This is a genomic window from Dyadobacter frigoris (genome assembly GCF_005280585.1).
GTDB classification, from domain to species: Bacteria; Bacteroidota; Bacteroidia; order Cytophagales; family Spirosomataceae; genus Dyadobacter; species Dyadobacter frigoris.
In genome coordinates this window covers 69,592-86,758 of record NZ_SZVO01000015.1, presented here as the reverse complement: position 1 = coordinate 86,758, position 17,167 = coordinate 69,592, and the positions used below count along the sequence as shown (strand labels likewise).

At 38.8% G+C, this 17,167-nt stretch carries 18 protein-coding genes; 8 read left to right on the top strand and 10 right to left on the bottom strand.

Annotation, left to right across the window (positions count from 1 at the left end):
* Positions 1–37: 37 nt before the first annotated feature.
* Positions 38–583, top strand: a complete 546-nt coding sequence (locus tag FDK13_RS26670) for a hypothetical protein (protein ID WP_137343073.1) — start codon at positions 38–40, stop codon at positions 581–583.
* A 7-nt stretch (positions 584–590) separates the two neighbouring features.
* Here FDK13_RS26670 and FDK13_RS26665 read toward each other — a convergent pair whose 3' ends face one another.
* Positions 591–1,046: a GNAT family N-acetyltransferase gene (locus FDK13_RS26665; protein ID WP_220417433.1), complete on the bottom strand. Its 456-nt coding sequence runs from the start codon at positions 1,044–1,046 to the stop codon at positions 591–593.
* Positions 1,047–1,386: 340 nt separating this feature from the next.
* Between FDK13_RS26665 and fabF the strand changes: the two genes are divergently transcribed.
* Positions 1,387–2,661 carry a beta-ketoacyl-ACP synthase II gene (fabF, locus tag FDK13_RS26660; RefSeq protein ID WP_137343072.1) on the top strand — a complete coding sequence of 425 codons (1,275 nt, stop codon included), beginning with the start codon at positions 1,387–1,389 and terminating at the stop codon, positions 2,659–2,661.
* An 85-nt stretch (positions 2,662–2,746) separates the two neighbouring features.
* On the opposite strand, the gene FDK13_RS26655 is transcribed toward fabF, so the two are convergent.
* The 6 genes from FDK13_RS26655 to FDK13_RS26630 form a co-directional block, all read right to left on the bottom strand.
* Positions 2,747–3,388 carry a porin family protein gene (locus tag FDK13_RS26655; RefSeq protein WP_137343071.1) on the bottom strand — a complete coding sequence of 214 codons (642 nt, stop codon included), beginning with the start codon at positions 3,386–3,388 and terminating at the stop codon, positions 2,747–2,749.
* Positions 3,389–3,572: 184 nt separating this feature from the next.
* Positions 3,573–4,661 carry a hypothetical protein gene (locus FDK13_RS26650; RefSeq protein WP_137343070.1) on the bottom strand — a complete coding sequence of 363 codons (1,089 nt, stop codon included), beginning with the start codon at positions 4,659–4,661 and terminating at the stop codon, positions 3,573–3,575.
* Positions 4,662–4,844: 183 nt separating this feature from the next.
* Positions 4,845–5,768: a hypothetical protein gene (locus tag FDK13_RS26645; RefSeq protein WP_137343069.1), complete on the bottom strand. Its 924-nt coding sequence runs from the start codon at positions 5,766–5,768 to the stop codon at positions 4,845–4,847.
* Between the two features lie 11 nt (positions 5,769–5,779).
* On the bottom strand, positions 5,780–6,352 hold the full coding sequence (gene purN, locus FDK13_RS26640; protein WP_137343068.1) for a phosphoribosylglycinamide formyltransferase: 573 nt from the start codon (positions 6,350–6,352) through the stop codon (positions 5,780–5,782).
* A gap of 220 nt (positions 6,353–6,572) precedes the next feature.
* On the bottom strand, positions 6,573–7,268 hold the full coding sequence (locus FDK13_RS26635; protein WP_137343067.1) for a TapB family protein: 696 nt from the start codon (positions 7,266–7,268) through the stop codon (positions 6,573–6,575).
* 132 nt (positions 7,269–7,400) lie between these two features.
* Positions 7,401–8,282, bottom strand: a complete 882-nt coding sequence (locus FDK13_RS26630) for a geranylgeranylglycerol-phosphate geranylgeranyltransferase (protein WP_137343066.1) — start codon at positions 8,280–8,282, stop codon at positions 7,401–7,403.
* A gap of 195 nt (positions 8,283–8,477) precedes the next feature.
* On the opposite strand from FDK13_RS26630, the gene bshA reads away from it, so the two are divergent.
* From bshA to FDK13_RS26605, 5 genes are all read left to right on the top strand, one after another.
* Positions 8,478–9,614, top strand: a complete 1,137-nt coding sequence (gene bshA, locus FDK13_RS26625; RefSeq protein WP_137343065.1) for an N-acetyl-alpha-D-glucosaminyl L-malate synthase BshA — start codon at positions 8,478–8,480, stop codon at positions 9,612–9,614.
* Between the two features lie 57 nt (positions 9,615–9,671).
* Positions 9,672–11,003, top strand: coding sequence for an NAD(P)/FAD-dependent oxidoreductase (locus tag FDK13_RS26620; protein WP_137343064.1), 1,332 nt, complete (start codon positions 9,672–9,674; stop codon positions 11,001–11,003).
* Between the two features lie 141 nt (positions 11,004–11,144).
* Entirely contained in the window at positions 11,145–11,384 is a 240-nt protein-coding gene (locus FDK13_RS26615; RefSeq protein ID WP_137343063.1) for a DUF4834 domain-containing protein, read from the top strand.
* Between the two features lie 248 nt (positions 11,385–11,632).
* Positions 11,633–11,866: a DUF4160 domain-containing protein gene (locus tag FDK13_RS26610; protein WP_137343062.1), complete on the top strand. Its 234-nt coding sequence runs from the start codon at positions 11,633–11,635 to the stop codon at positions 11,864–11,866.
* A gap of 3 nt (positions 11,867–11,869) precedes the next feature.
* Positions 11,870–12,118: a DUF2442 domain-containing protein gene (locus FDK13_RS26605; RefSeq protein ID WP_137343061.1), complete on the top strand. Its 249-nt coding sequence runs from the start codon at positions 11,870–11,872 to the stop codon at positions 12,116–12,118.
* Positions 12,119–12,368: 250 nt separating this feature from the next.
* Here the strand turns inward: FDK13_RS26605 and FDK13_RS35580 are convergent, their stop codons facing one another.
* Together FDK13_RS35580 and FDK13_RS26600 are read right to left on the bottom strand one after the other, a co-directional pair.
* Positions 12,369–12,518: a hypothetical protein gene (locus FDK13_RS35580; protein WP_170982924.1), complete on the bottom strand. Its 150-nt coding sequence runs from the start codon at positions 12,516–12,518 to the stop codon at positions 12,369–12,371.
* Positions 12,519–12,553: 35 nt separating this feature from the next.
* A complete protein-coding gene (locus tag FDK13_RS26600) occupies positions 12,554–13,027 on the bottom strand; it encodes a DUF6934 family protein (protein WP_137343060.1) in 474 nt (157 codons plus the stop codon).
* A gap of 294 nt (positions 13,028–13,321) precedes the next feature.
* Between FDK13_RS26600 and FDK13_RS26595 the strand changes: the two genes are divergently transcribed.
* Complete coding sequence (locus FDK13_RS26595) at positions 13,322–14,056, top strand: carbohydrate-binding protein (protein WP_137343059.1); 735 nt, start codon at positions 13,322–13,324, stop codon at positions 14,054–14,056.
* An 80-nt stretch (positions 14,057–14,136) separates the two neighbouring features.
* Here the strand turns inward: FDK13_RS26595 and carB are convergent, their stop codons facing one another.
* A complete protein-coding gene (gene carB, locus FDK13_RS26590) occupies positions 14,137–16,980 on the bottom strand; it encodes a carbamoyl-phosphate synthase large subunit (protein ID WP_137343058.1) in 2,844 nt (947 codons plus the stop codon).
* Between the last annotated feature and the right edge of the window lie 187 nt (positions 16,981–17,167).

Here is a 17,167-nt window from a genome sequence, read left to right as displayed (position 1 = left end):
TTGCTCTGGTACGTATCAGTTACCTTCTTCATTATCCATGAACAAGTCAGATTCCATAAATGGTATGGTTTTGTTTTCTATTTCATTACCCAAGCAGTCTAACGGGAATTATTATATTGACATTTTTCATATAGAAAGTCGGAAAAAGGAAAAGTTGCTTATTAGGACAACTGAGGTTCCGAATTTAAAAAACAGTGAAATGAAAATATATTATGGTGCTAAGGTTTTGCCAAAAGGAGAATATAAAATTTATGGCTTTGGGAAAATTTTTAATGACGGTACGGTAGAAAGTGGTTATTCATCCAGGGGGAATTTTGCGATTCCTTTTACCGTGTTTGGAGGTGATGTCAATTACGTTGGCGATTATTTTGGTGTATTCAAAAGAGTAACAAACGGTGGTGGGCTTAAAGTACCAACAGAAGCATATTTTATTGTTTCAAATAGATATCAGGAGGATAAAGAAATAATTCGTGAGAAATTTACAGGCCTTGATTTAAATCACGTTGTGGATGCAATGCCCGATTTTACTGGCAATAACTCTAGTTACAGCGGTATGTATTTAAAAGGCATCAATGTACCATGAGCGAATATCAGGATTTCTGGCCAATCCCAAGCAAATAAAAATCTCCATCAGGTGATTCCCCATCAGAAATAATTTCCCAGCCCTGAGAAGCGTAAAACTTTAGGGCATTTTTATTTTCCTGTAAACATTTCAAAGTTGCCGGTCGGCCCGTTCTGGCCAGACAAGCATCTAAAAGAGATTTTCCTATTCCTTTTTCGACAAAATCGGGATCTATAAACAAGGAATGTATAAAATTATCAGGTAGCCACCAGGCGATAAAGCCTATTGGCACATTATCTTTCACGGCGACCAAAACCTCTTCTTCCTGAATTGCGGAGTCAAAATCTTCAAGTTTTAAACTATTTACATCTATCCATGGAAAAGCGAGTTTACGCGATTCAAGATAGATATGACGAAGTTGTTCCGTGTGTTCCGGGAGGTATTCGCAAATGGTCCAAAATATTTCCTTTTTGCTATTTCCCAATTTCTTTTCAATGTTGATTTGCCCGGAGATATATTTTCCACTTTTTTAAGCACTGACAGTTTATTTTCTAAAACCGTACCCACTGTTATCAATTATTAATCTTGTCAAATAAAGCCCCATTGTTTGTGTTTCATTCATATTATTTAAATTAGATTTGTAATGATTTGCGGATCAAAGAAATGAGTGTTTGATAAGACATTTAATGTCTCGGAAAATATTCCAACAAATATTTTAACTATTTTGTTGGAACAATTAACCCTCGTAAAAGCTTGTATTCTTTAATTATGGTAGTTTTAGCTTTGTGGAACCTCCATCATGAAATGTTTTTAATTTTAGTATAATGAAACTTGTCGGACAATTAAACCGGGTTGTAATTACCGGACTTGGCGCTTTGACACCGCTGGGAAATAATATAAATGACTTCTGGAATGCATTGGTTAATGGCGTAAGCGGTGCAGCAGAAATAACAAAATTTGATACCACAAATTTCAAAACAAAATTCGCCTGCGAAATTAAAGGGTTCAACCCGCAGGATTTTTTTGATAGAAATGACGCAAGAAAATACGATCCTTTCACGCAATATGCATTAGTTTCGGTAGCCGAAGCTTTGAAAAATGCAGATGTTAATTTTGAAAAACTTAATAGAAACCGCATTGGTGTGATCTGGGGTAGCGCAAACGGCGGAACTTCGACTTTTCAGGATGCGGTTTCAGAATACGCAACCGGAAACGGTATCCCGCGCTTCAATCCTTATTTTTATCCCAAAATGATCGTTGACATTGCCTCCGGTGTTATTTCGATTAAATATGGTTTGCGGGGTGTCAATTTTACATCGGTTTCTGCCTGCGCGAGTGCCAATACGGCTATTATTGAAGCTTTTAATTTTATTCAGTGGGGAAAAGCGGATATGATCATTACCGGCGGCTCCGAGGCTTCAATTTATGAAGTTTCCATCGGAGGTTTTAACGCTACAAAAGCATTATCTACGAACAATGAAAATGCCAGAACAGCTTGCAAACCTTTTGATCCTGACCGTGATGGCTTTGTAATGGGAGAGGGTGCCGGTGCCTTAATTCTTGAAAGTTACGAACATGCGGTAAGTCGTGGAGCTAACATCATTGCAGAAATTGTTGGTGGAGGAATGACCGCTGATGCTTATCACCTGACAAGCACGCATCCGACCGGAGCAGGAACCTCATCAGCGATGTTTCTTTCCCTGGAAGAAGCAGGGATTTCTGCATCGGAAATTGATTATCTGAATGTGCACGGAACGGCATCGTCCGTAGGAGATATCAGTGAATTGCATTCGATTAAAACTGTATTTGGCTTGGATACAAATCTTAGTATAAGCGCTACAAAGTCCATGACGGGCCATTTACTGGGTGCTGCGGGTGCCATTGAAGCGATTGCCTGTATTAAAGCCGTTGAAAATGATTTAATTCCACCGACGATTAATACACAAAAACTGGAACCGGAATTTGAGGGAAGACTTGATCTTACTTTGGGTAAAGCGAAAAGCAAAACGGTTCATTATGCCATGAACAATACACTTGGTTTTGGCGGACATATTGCTTCAAGTATTTTTACAAAGTTCAGGAATAAGATAGATAGATAGATAGATAGATAGATAGATAGATACAACATAAAAAAAGCATCCGTTTTCAGGATGCTTTTTTTGTTTATCGATGAAGTGTAAAATTTTATCGTGTTCTCAAACGACCTGATTTTTTGTCGTAGGTCCCCAAAGGAAAGCTTAGGCCTAGGTTAATTCCGAAGTTTCTGTTTTGAACGCTCGTGTTTGGATCTTTTGTTACGTCCAAAAGTCCCACTCCGTAACGTACATCAAAATTAAGCCATACTTTCCGTGTCAATTCATAATTCAAACCTGCACCACCAGTAATGCCAAGGTCGAAAACATTGTAAACACGGCTGTTAGAATCTCCGTTGATATTATTCCCGTTTTTATCTTTCGCGCTAACCAGGAAATTTAAACTTGGTCCAACAAATAATTTTGGGCGAAGACGATCTCCGTAACGACCAAAAAAGAAAGTAAAAAGCAATGGGGCCTGAATATAATTCAAATTTAACTCAGCAGTTTTATTCAGAGTTTGGGCTCCAAGCTGCGTGTAAAGCAATTGTCCGCTGAAACCAAATCCTGTTTTTGAACTATAATTATAAAATGCGCCAATGGTAAGACCAGCTTTTGTATCCGTGTTAATGACATCTCCGTGAAGATTGGCAAGTGAAACACCCGCAATCGGCCCGATAGAAACATTTTCCTGAGCAAATGCCTGTGATAATCCCAAAGTCAGGGTTAATAGTAGAATAATACAATTTTTCATCTAGGTACGTTTAAGTTAATTCAAAACGTACCATTCAATTAATGTTCCAGTGAAGCTGTTTTTGCCGGATTGGAGTTATTTAGTTTGTTATCAGCATTATAATTTATTAGCGGAATTTTTACAATAGTGGATATTTTCGGGAAATTGGGGTAAGTTGTCCACAAATTATATCAAAGAGCAACATTTAGAAATCGTCTTCATCGTCAAAAACTGCCGTATTCGGTATTTCATAGGTTTTCAAAAATGCTTTCAGCAAGCTTGGCTCTTTCCATCTTTTCAGCGTAAGCTTAATTTCTTTTATCTCGGCTTTCACTTCATTGATGTTGGTATTGAATTTTACAACAACTGTTGTCATGGAATTGGCGTGCTGAGGATTTAAGCCACACAGATAAGAAATTTGCTGCTGTATCTCTTCTTTCTCTTTTTCCAGTTCGTCAACCTGTTCTTTTAATACGAGATTGTAATAGGTAAGCTGTTCTTTTCCCAGATTTTCAAGATGATCCTGATCAATTCTTTCAAACTCGATCTGTAATTTTAGCAATTCAAGCAGATTATTTTCCTGATAAGTCTGGGTAACACGCTGCATTATTTCCGTTTTTCGAATCTTTTCTGCTTCGTCTGTTTCGCGGTCAGGATGGAATGCTTTTACCAGATCCATATAAACCGTTCGAACCGATTTGGTCGTTTTTTGTTTGGTAAGCAATTGTCTGGCTTCCTTAGCCTGTTCAGAAAAAAGCTTTGCTTTTTCTGCTCTTAGTTCCTCTTTGATACGAATTTGCTCTTCCTCACTCAGTTCATGAAAATGCTCCGGGAATGTTTCCTCGTCAGCAATTTCATTTTCTTCTGCTAATAACTTGCTGTCGATCAACTGAGAATCTGCTCTTTTTAATTCGTTCAACGCAGCATCGAAATCGACTTCACTGTATTTATTGAAAAGAGGAATCAGTTCTTCAAATTTATAATTGACAATCAGATCAAAAGAGATTTCAGAAATCAGATAGGCCAGTTTTGTCAGATATGCTTTTCTGTAAAGATCCTTTTCATAAGTCCGGTCCATAAGTTTGACAAGCTCCACGCGAAAGGACTGATATTCCATCACAATCGGATTATATTCTTTTTGCACACGATCGATCAGAAGATAATAGGTTGCGCGTAATTCGGGAATCAATTTATCCAACTGCTCAATTCTTTCGGATAACTGATTGAATTCTTTTTGACGTTTGTTCAAAACGGTCTTTGGCTGCCCAATGCGCAGCACACTTGATCTTTGCATGATTTTATTTTAATGTAGTCAAATAACTTTTTTAGCTATTTGTAAGTTTCCGATGGTGAGGAAATTTGGGTTTATTACCCGTCGGACGGCGGAAAAAGCCGTCCGACGGGCCACCGGTCCGACAGTTTTTTCTACCGTCGGACCGGTATTAAAAGTATCTATGTGGTATAAACTATGTAAATCTCAAAATCCCAATTCCTGATAAGAAATCAATATAATAGCTACAACAGCCAAAGCCAAGCCCAATCTATTTAGATTATTCAGCTTTTCCTTATACAAAACCCAGGCGGCAAAAGACGAAACCAGCATACTCAGAATATTATAAATCGGGAAAACAAAAGCAGCGCTATTTCCAAATGAACCCAACGCTAACAATAGAAAATACAAGGAAAGGAAATTGGGCACTCCTAATATTAATCCGCCGATAACACTTCGCAATTCCAGTTTTTCTCCTCCGAAAATTATTTTGTAAAGCAAAACGAGCGTTCCAATCAGAATAGCACCGGAACAGGCGATGATCATAAAAAGCGTAGTTTGCTCCGGGCGGTAGTACGACATCGTCAGGTAATTGATCAGCGTATTATTAGTCCCGCTCGCCATAAATGTAAAAACCGGAAGAAGCCAGGCATAGGAAAAAAAAGAAACGCGTAAAGGTTGTCCGTCTTCAAATTCAGTTGTTTTTTGCTGTTTTTGAATTGCGCCCAACGCCAAGGCAGCCAGCGCGATAACCAATCCTGCGTAATTAAGAAGTGTGAAATCCTTATTTGTATTTTTAAAAATGAAAAGCCCGAATAAAACCGGAATTACCAGCGACATATTTCCTGCCAGCGATGCAGCTGTTACACTCACTTTTTGGGCGGTTAATCCAATTGACATAAAGGCAATTACGAACAATGTTCCGAGCGCCAATGTTAGTATTGTTCCTTCCGAATCCCATTGAATTTCCTGGAAAGATTTCAGATCCGGCGTAAGAAAAAGTCCGGTAACAACACAGGAATAATAATTGAAAACGACTGCATGAAAAGAATTGACCTTGTAGCGCGGATAAGCGCGCATGATCATGTACAGCGCAACAGTGAAGAGGACGGCCAGTAAAAAGTATAACATGGAATGGTAACTTAATTCAGTTTTGAGACTATTTCGTCTATAACTCTTGGAAAATGCTCATGTTCCAGAACCTGTATTTTTTTAGCGACGTCGTCTGGTGTATCTGTTTCTGTAACTTCGCAGGAAGCCTGGAAAATGATATTTCCTTCATCGTAATTTTCATTGACAAAGTGGATCGTTATCCCGGATTCTTTTTCAGAATTAGTAACCACAGCTTCATGGACAAAATGACCGTACATGCCTTTTCCGCCATATTTAGGAAGTAAAGCCGGATGAATATTGACCATTTTCTCCGAATAAGTCCCAAGTAAAGACGCAGGGATTAGCATCATAAAACCAGCCAGAACAATCAGATCGATCTGATTATTTTTCAAAATTTCTAAAACCCGTTCGGTTTCGTAAAATGTTTTTCTATCAAAAAGAACAACAGGGATCTGAAATTTCCGGGCACGCTGAATAACACCGGCTTGCTGATTATTTGTCAAAATAAGATTAATCTGTACATCCGTCCGGCCTTCGAAATATTCACAGATCTTTTCTGCGTTTGAACCTGAACCTGATGCGAAAATGGCAATACGTTTCATTTTAGTTGAATGTTGAAAATGGAGAGCGGCCGGCGCCCGGTTGAAAGTGGATGACGCTCGGTTGAAAATTGCAGTTCGATTGTAAACCTCTACTTTCTTGATTTTATCAATTACTTTAAACTCCCGGTTTTAATTAATCTGGCAAAGCTATAAAAAATGAACGGCTTTCGGGGAATATCGAAAGCCGTTCTTCTATATGTTGCTGGTAATAATTCTGATTTTAGTAAATTTTCGTCAATTCGCTTCTGCTGATCAACTTTCCTTTTCTGTATGATTCTGATTTAATATCCCACAAAACACCGGGTGTCCGCCATGAAATTGTATTGATATCGATCGTTATTCCAAAACCCATTTTTGTTTCCATTTTCATATCGGAAGATATTTTATAGGCATCAAAGGCACCTGCCGGAATCGTTACTTTTTCCTGAGCGTCTACATTCCGGTTAAAAACGGTAATATTCATCGTCATAGCCATCGGGCCGGAAGTTCCTTCTCCTTTTAGTGAAGCATCTTTAAGTTTTTGTCCAACGGTCAGTTTTCCTGGATATTCAATGTTTGTGGAAGTGAATTTCATATTGAAGTTTTCAATAGATTTCATTTGCTGTTCGTTTATTAAAGTGGTGGCATCCAGTAGTAAAGTATTTCCATTACACTTCATTTGATACGTATTTTTTAACTGAGATTTCCCTTTTGCGTCAAAAGTTTCCATATCAATTGTGATCACAGACATCCCGCCTTCCGGTACTACCTTGGCGATTTTGTATGTCATGCTGCTCGTTAATTTCCCCTTAGCATCATAATTAGCCATATCAAAACCGCTACCCGCTTTCATATTCACACCCATACATTCCTGTGCATAGGAACCGGTAATTGTCAAAAGCAAAAATGCTATAAGTTGTAAAAATCTGTTTTTCATTTTGAGATTCTTTAAAGTGATTTGTTCGTTAGTTCAGGTATGAAAATACATTTTTATAAAGGATAATTTGCAATAACGATAAGATTGTTTTTCTAAAAAATCTGACTGCCGATCGCCGGAAGCCAAATTAAGTTATGCCCAAAGCATCGTTACCAAACCTAAAAGCATTATTATTTTACAAAGAGAACTGATTTTTTTGAAATCACGACGGGTATCTGAGCGGGTTAATGAATAAACTAACCAGCCGATAGGAATTAATAACAATAGAAATAATACGGCAAGAATATTGTTGTTGAGCTTGTCGGCCATCGAAAAAAGGGAGGTTACAAAAACAAAAATAATTCCGTAAAGAAAATTTTTAGTTCTACGGATTCCCCAGATTATTGGCAGCGTCCGGCAACCATGCGCTTGGTCGCCCCGAATATCTTCCATGTCTTTGACAATCTCTCGTATCAAGGAAATGAAAAAGGAGAAAACCGCATAAATAAATACCAGTTTACGGTTTGCCGGATAGTGTAAGGTTAATATAAATAAGGTAGCGCCTGTCAAAAGTGAGACGATCAGGTTTCCTATAAAAGGAGCCCGTTTGTAACGTTCGGAATAAAACCAGAGGGATGTGATTGAAATAACGTTAACCAGAAAAATCCAGGGGCTTACGATTAAGCCTAACGCGGCTCCTAAAACGTTTAAAACCTGGTGTGCGCCCATCGCCCAGCGACGTTTGAGATAACGTCCGACAACGACACGTTCTGGTTTGTTGACAATATCGATTTTTATGTCAAAATAATCATTAATAATATAACCAGCCGCAGCAATGCATACGGTCGACAACGAAAGAATGAAAAGATCAGGGTCACTGATGATTTTTTTCCACTCACTTCGCGGGCCAATCAATAAAATACGTGTGAAGTACTGTGTGATGGCCACAATGAGGAGATTACTCATTCGAACCAAACGCACACTACCGGCAACAAAATCCCGAATTCGCACTCTCGGTCTTACAGACACATTCATTAAGGTTAATAAAAAGCAGGTTCAGACATTAAAATTATTCATTTTATGTCAATTATAGAATTAATAAAATCTTTCTCTTCCTGTTCGGGATAAAAAAGCTTGATTTTGTGTTAGCTATGCATAACTCTTCTTTATCGAAAGTTTGCAGAGCCATACGCTTTAATTATTTCACTAAGAACAAAGAAATTTAATATTATGAAAATAGGCATTGTTTGCTATCCGACTTTCGGGGGAAGTGGCGTTGTCGCTACGGAACTTGGAAAAGCGCTTGCAAAAGAGGGACATCAGGTACATTTTATTACTTATTCCCAACCACAGCGACTGGATTTTTTTAACGAAAACCTTTATTATCATGAAGTAAATATACCTGCATATCCACTGTTTCAATATCCACCTTACGAATCCGCATTGTCGAGCCACATGGTGCATGTCGTAAAAATGGCGAAACTGGATTTGCTTCATGTACATTACGCAATTCCGCATGCTTCTTCCGCTTATCTTGCCAAACAAATTTTAGCACAGCAGGGAATTCATATTCCTGTCATCACTACTTTGCACGGAACGGATATTACACTTGTAGGGAAAGATGAGTCTTACGAGCCGGTTGTTACGTTTTCTATCAATCAGTCTGATGGAATTACGGCGGTTTCCGAGTCACTTAAAAATGATACTTACAAACATTTTGCGGTTACAAAAGACATTGAAGTTATTCCAAACTTTATTGATCTGGATCGTTTTAACAGACAAAAGAAAGATCACTTCAAACTGGCGATTTGTCCAAATAATGAAAAACTGATCGTTCACACATCCAATTTCCGTAAGGTAAAAAGGATTGATGATGTGATTATGATCTTCCATCAGCTGCGTGATATTACGCCAAGTAAATTATTACTTGTTGGGGATGGGCCGGATCGTGCGCGTATTGAACGTTTGTGCCGTGACCTGGATATGCTTTCTGACGTTCGTTTCCTTGGGAAACTTGATGCAATTGAGGAAGTTCTTTCCGTTGCCGATTTGTTCCTGATGCCTTCGGAATCTGAAAGTTTCGGTTTGGCTGCGCTGGAAGCTTTGGCTTGTGAAGTTCCATTGATTACTTCGAATGCAGGTGGATTACCTGAGTTGAATATTCCTGGCGTTACCGGATTTTTGAGTGATGTTGGCGATGTTAATGATATGGTAAAAAATGCCGCTTATATCCTAAAAGACGAAAATCTTCCACGGTTTAAAGAAAATGCACTTGCCCGTGCGAAAGAATTTGATGTGGCCAAAATATTGCCGCACTACGAATCTTATTACGAAAGAGTTATAGAAAACAGCAAGATGACTGTGTAAGTCCTTGTAGGTATGGTATTTGTAGCGGGCGTTTTGTCAACTACAAATACCGATACTATGCTGCCGAATATCCCATATACCGACAAAAAAAGAATTGTGATCATTGGTGCCGGCTTCGGCGGATTAGCGCTGGCAAGAGAGCTTGCCAAACGCGATGATATACAGGTTGTCCTGATTGACAAAAATAATTTCCACCAGTTTCAGCCTTTATTTTATCAGGTTGCAACAGCCGGACTTGAACCAAGTTCAATATCTTTCCCGCTTCGGAAAGCTTTTCAATCCCAAAAAAATGTTCACATTAGGGTTACAGAGGTAACTTCGGTAAATACTGACAGGAAATCGTTGAACACTCCTTTGGGTGAAATCACTTATGATTTTCTGGTTATTGCAACAGGTGCTACTACCAATTATTTCGGGATGAAAGAAATTGAAGAACGTGCTATTCCCATGAAATCGGTTTCAGAAGCATTAGCGATAAGAAATCGTGTTTTACAAAATCTGGAAGATGCCTTAGCCGTAGATACAGATGATGAGCGTGAAGGATTGATGAGTGTTGTCATTGTAGGCGGTGGACCGACAGGCGTAGAATTGTCCGGTTCACTTGCGGAGATGAAAAAATATATTCTTCCAAAAGATTATCCGGAACTTGATTTTTCAAACATGAAAATCTATTTATTGGAAGGTCTGGATAAATTGTTATCTGTGATGTCGGAGGAATCTTCCAAAAAATCGAGACGATATCTTGAAGAAATGGGGGTGGAAATTCTCACCGGACAAGCCGTCGCAGGTTATGATGGTAAATATGTGACGACAAAACAAGGTATGAAAATTCGTACTGACAATCTGATCTGGGCGGCGGGTGTAAAAGCGAATGCACTGAATGGAATAAATCCGGAAGTACTTGTGAAAGGTGGAAGGATTAAAGTGGACGAGTTTAACCGGATTCAGGGTTATACAGATATTTTTGCCATAGGTGATGTGGCTTCAATGAGTGAAGGGAAATTCCAGAATGGCCATCCGCAATTGGCACAACCTGCAATGCAGCAGGGAAAAGCACTTGCGAAAAATATCTGGCGGGCATTGGAAGAAAAGCCACCAGTGGCTTTTAAATATAATGATCTGGGATCTATGGCAACGGTTGGCAGAAACAAAGCCGTCGTAGATTTACCGTTTATTAAATTCCAGGGGTTTTTTGCCTGGTTAACCTGGATGTTTGTTCACCTGTTTTCTATTGTTGGCGTTAAAAATAAAGTGCTGACGTTTATAAACTGGTTCTGGAGCTATGTTACATTTGACCAATCACTGCGATTAATTTTGACACCCAAAGTGCTTGTTCCGGGATTTGTGGAAGAGCTGGAACCTGAACATGGAAAACCGGCAGGCGTGTAAATTATTTCAGTAAAGTTTACCGTCCGTCCATAAGTTGAACCATTCTTCCAACCTATTGGATCATTTGTTACCTTTTCGTTATATTCGTGTGTTATTTTTTACAGATTGCACGTTATAGTAGAGATATAAAACCTTTGAAAGATGAAAATTGTATTTAATATTCTTATCATATTCTTTTTATTAATCGCTTTTGTACCGGTTTTTCGCCGTTTTATGTTTCATTTATTAGTTGGAAGGCAATTGGTAAAGGAGCAAAAAAGACAAGCAAAAGCGTATGAACAAAAAACCAAAGCAGGGATTCGTGTAGATACCACGCCGCCGGATGCGAGCCAATCACGCTTCCGTGGAGGAGAATATGTTGATTATGAAGATGTAAAATAGTAAAAAGATATATTTTAATTAAAATTTAATTGAGCCCGAAATCGTGAGATTTTGGGCTTTTTTTATGTTTGGCCCTATTGTAAATCGGTGTTAGCGCAATAGAAAGTTTCATCTGCTCATAAGAGCTAACTGTTACCATTTTTCGGAATGTCGTTCTAATTGGGATAATTCTGAGGCTAAGAACAGCTAGCTGAATAGCTAAGACATTATTTTGATAGCAAAAAACTTCTTACTTTAGTAAATGTAGTATGCCGGAATTATTACGCTTGTTCGGATTGCGTTTTTTCTTTTATAGCAATGATCATCGTCCACCACATGTTCACGTAAGAAGTAATGATGGTGAGGCAAGGTTCTCGATTAATCCAGTAAATTGCCTGGAAAACAATGGGTTAAAAAAGCAGGATCTGTATTTGGCAGAAGCAATAGTTGAAACTAATAAAGACGAATTTCTCAGAAAATGGAGCGAGTTTTTTAAATCATAGAATATGAAATTTTTTGATTACAAAGCTGAAAAAGTTGAGGTTAGCGAAGTAGAAATCCGAGTGACCCTCGTAGATGGGAGGGAAGCTGCCTTACTAATTTCGGATTTTCCCTTGTTGAAAGAAGCAACTTCTTCTCAAAGAAAAAACGTAGAAGTCATAAATGGTTACGCTTTATATTGGCCTGAATTGGGTGAAGATTTAAGTGTTGCCGGATTTTTTGAAAAAGAAATGATATCCAACAACCACAAATAGTTTATTGTTTGATAGGTTAGGCTCTATTTGCAATCGGGTCGCAAATGGTTTAGTGTGTGTAACGCGGATTAACCGAAACTTTTTGGCACAGCGTTACAAACGCTAAACCATTAAACCCAGCGTGGGCCGCGCCGATTGCAAATCGGTGTTAGCGCACAAAAAAATCCCGGCTCATCACCGGGACTTTTTATCTATATATTTTTCCAAAACCTACCGGCTAAAATACAAGTTAATAACTTTCAACAAAAAGTTATTTTTCAAGCAATTCAAGTGGAACTGGATATTTTTTTAAAGTCTCCCTCATTTGATTCATTTTCTTATCCACAGTTGTAACCCTTTTGAGGGGGTGGATATTCTGATTATCAGATATGTCTTTTTTATTATTTGTAATAGTAGACATGGTAATAAATTTTATTTTCCATTTAAAGATACAAATCATTTGGTGTATAACAAAAATGCATGATAGTTCGTGCCTGTCTTAAAATGTTCCCATTTCCATGCAGGCGCAGATCCATTTAATAGATTTTCATCTAAAAGACCTAAAATTCCCAAATTGGGAGGTATACTATTTGCATATTTTGAAATACCCATCTGATATTTTCTTGTCCGTATTGAATTACTTCCTTGGATGTAGAGCAAAGATTGCGGGTGGGTTTTCATAAATAGCATTGCCGTATTCGCTACCGTAGCAAGAATTCGATCCATATCGCCATTTCTGAGTTCAATGGTATCATCAATATCATTTAGTATTCTATTCCATACTACAAACGCTAAATTGTAATAAATACTTTCTTGCTGATCGTCTTTTGAAATAATAATCCTAAGCTCAACTACGCCTTTTGACCCGACACTATTAAAAGTGTATGTATTAGAACTTATTTGTTTGGTTAAATATGTTCCAATCTGCATATTAAAGCATAGTTCTGGTTAGGGGGGCAATTATCTCTATTGAGACGTATTTTTGAACCGATTTGTAACGGATTCCAAAAGAATCAAATTTGTATTATTGCAAAAAAGTCCAAATAGTAACGTTCAGGTTTTGTATTCGGCCTGCATTTAGAATTGTGCCGCACCGATTGCAAATCAGCATTAGCAGAATTTACCGGTCAATAACATTATAACTTTTTATATAAATTACTGGATTTTACTGCCGTAAATTTAGAGAGAAAATGTTTTCTACATCACTCTCAAATTACAAGTACCATGAAAATTACCTTTGCTTCTTCCAAAATATTGCTATCGAAATTGTTTCCATTGCTCATTATCCTATTGGTTTCAGGATGTACTTTTGAGCGTTGCGAAAATCTGTTAAAAGCTGATTTTAGTTCCGCAACGCCGGGAGCAGATCCGGATCTTACACTGGCGGGCGATCCGGTCGGAGATCAGATATGGTACTCACGCGAAAGAGGTCCGGAATTGAAAATTTCTTCGGACAAACAACTTAATTATAAATCTGTTTATGACAGCTGGCCGCAATATCTTGGATTTTATCCCAAAAGTGTAATCATAGACAGACCCATTTATTATTATTGGAATGCCACGCCTTCTATTTCCGGAGTTCCGCTTATCGTATTTTTTGGCGACGGCCATTTTGGCGCTTTTGGTGGAATTAAATATGATACTGATGGGAAAGTCAAAATCAGGGCATCAGCAACAGATGATGATTATGTTAATTTGGGCTCGTATACCAATGGAAGTGCACACACGATTTGGATCAGATATGATCCATCTGCAAGAAGTTACCGGGTGAAAATTACACCAGCGTCAGGAGAAGCTATTGACTCTGGCGAGAGGCCATTAATTGGTACAGTGCCTACAGAATCAACATATCCTGCAATTTATTTCAGATATCCGGGTGAAGAGGATCGATATAAAGGAGCACAAGATTCTCAATATAAAATTAAATTCATTTATGTTAATAAAAAGGAGCCTAAGTGAAAGCTCTCAAATATCGGTGTTAGCGCACAAAAAATCCCGGCTCATCACCGGGATTTTTTTGTTATATATTTTTCCAAAACCTACCGGCTCAGATATAAATTTCTTTCGCTATAAATTTTCTGGAAGAAATCGTCCTGCAAATCATCAATAAAGTAAATCGCTTCACCCGTTGATTTCATTTCAGGTCCTAATTCTTTGTTTACGTTTGCAAATTTATTGAATGAGAACACCGGGATTTTAATCGCCCAGCCTTTTTTAACCGGGTTGAAAGTGAAATCACTCAATTTTTTATCGCCAAGCATCAACTTCGTTGCGTAGTTAACGTAAGGTTCCTGATATGCTTTACATATAAACGGCACTGTACGGGAAGCGCGAGGATTTGCTTCGATCACGTATGCGATACCATTTTTGATAGCGAACTGCACGTTAATCAATCCTTTAACGCTCATTGCCAGAGCAATTTTACGTGTGTACTCGTTGATCTGACGAATCACATCTTCTGTTAAATCAAAAGGAGGAAGTGCAGCGTGTGAGTCACCTGAGTGAATACCAGCCGGTTCAATGTGTTCCATCACACCGATGATGTAGGCATCTTCACCATCACAAATCGCATCGGCTTCTGCTTCAAGAGCGCCTTCAAGGAAGTGATCCAGAAGAATGTTGTTGTCCGGGATATCACGAAGGATTTTCACAACATGCTGTTCCAGTTCTTTTTCGTTGATCACGATTTTCATATTCTGGCCACCCAAAACATAACTTGGACGAACCAGAAGCGGGAAGCCCAGCGTACGTGAAAGTTCCACAGCTGCGTCAGCAGTTCTTACTGTTCCAAATTTTGGATAGGGAATTCCCAGTTCTTCAAGTAATGGAGAAAAACGTCCACGATCCTCAGCCCAGTCAAGTGAATTGTAACTTGTCCCGATTATTTTGATTCCGTATTTCTCTAATTTCTCAGCCATTTTAAGGGCAGTTTGTCCACCAAGCTGAACAATCACACCTTCCGGTTTTTCATGTTCGATGATATCAAAAACGTGCTCCCAGAAAACTGGTTCGAAGTATAATTTATCTGCAATATCCGGATCTGTTGAAACTGTTTCCGGATTGCAGTTGATCATAATTGTCTCATAGCCAGCTTCTTTTGCTGCCAAAACCCCATGAACACAAGAATAGTCAAACTCAATTCCCTGACCGATACGGTTTGGCCCGGAACCTAACACAACCACTTTCTTTTTATCTGAAACAATCGATTCATTGTCAGGCATGTCCTGAGAAGAATTGAAAGTGGAGTAGTAATAAGGTGTTTTTGCTTCAAACTCAGCCGCGCAGGTATCTACACATTTGTAAACACGTTTGATGCCTAATTCTTTACGTCTGTCGTACACCTTACTTTCTTTTGTTTGAAGTAAATGTGCAATCTGACGGTCAGCGTAACCTTTTTGTTTTGCGGTTAAGAATAATTCTTTTGGAAGATCGGATAAGTCAAATTTCTCAATTTCATGTTCCAGTTCGATCAGTTCTTCAATCTGGCGCAGGAACCATGCATCTATTTTGGTAAGAGTCTGGATTGTTTTGAAAGACAAACCGATCTTGAAAGCGTCATAAATATGGAAAAGGCGATCCCAGCTTGGATGTTGCAAACTGTATTTGATAGCCTCAACATCGCGTAGCTCGCGTCCGTCGGCACCAAGTCCGTTTCTGCGAATTTCCAGCGACTGACAAGCTTTTTGCAGTGCTTCCTGGAAATTACGTCCGATACCCATTGCTTCACCAACTGATTTCATTTGCAAGCCCAACGCACGATCGGCGCCCTGGAATTTATCAAAGTTCCAGCGAGGAACTTTTACAATTACATAATCAATCGAAGGTTCGAAAAATGCGGAAGTACTGCCGGTAATTGGATTGGTTAATTCGTCAAGGTTATAACCAATCGCCATTTTCGCGGCGATTTTTGCGATCGGGTAACCCGTTGCTTTCGATGCAAGTGCAGAAGAACGGGAAACACGCGGGTTAATCTCAATGGCAATAATCATATCGTCTGCCGGATTTACGGAAAACTGAACATTACATCCACCTGCAAATTTTCCAATCCCGTCCATCATTTTGATAGCCAGATCACGCATTTTCTGATAAAGTGTATCAGGAAGTGTCATGGCCGGTGCTACCGTAATACTATCGCCGGTATGTACACCCATCGGGTCAAAGTTTTCAATCGAGCAAATGATGATGAAGTTTCCGGCACCATCACGAAGCAATTCAAGCTCGTATTCTTTCCAGCCATATACGCTTTGTTCTACCAAAACTTCATGCGTTGGAGAAGCGTGCAAACCGTTATTTAATGCCTGGTCAAAGTCTTTTTCATTTTCAACTATACCACCACCCGTTCCGCCTAATGTGAATGAAGGACGGATAACAAGCGGGAAACCGATTTCCTGTGCTATTTCTTTTCCTTCCAAAAATGATCTTGCTGTGCGGCCTTTGCAGACATTCACATCAAGTTCAAGCATTTTCAAGCGGAATTTTTCTCTGTCTTCTGTGGTTTCGATCGCTTTGATATCGACACCTATAATTTCAATATCGTATTTTTTCCAGATACCGGCTTTATCGCAATCGATGGCTAAATTCAACGCTGTCTGACCTCCCATAGTTGGTAAAACGGCATCAATTGGCCTGCCAAGTGCTCTGTGTTTTTCAAGAATCTCGACGATATATTTCTTCTCCAATGGAAGCAGATACACATAATCAGCGCTGATTGGATCCGTCATGATCGTTGCAGGATTAGAGTTGATTAGAACAACTTCTATACCTTCTTCACGAAGTGAGCGGGCTGCTTGTGAACCTGCATAATCGAACTCACATGCCTGACCAATGATGATGGGACCAGAACCGATAATTAGGATGGACTTGATATTCGGATTTTTGGGCACAGTAAATGGTAATTTGTAGAATTTTGGGAATAACTTTTAATAACTTCGGAGCGTCCCTGATACTTTTTACCTCTCGATTAAAAGGGGTTCGTTCAAAAATTCCACAAAGTTAATTCACATATTGGAAAAAGAATACTGAATGACCAAAAAAAGTGTATACTGTTGTGTACGCGACTGAAAGTGATAA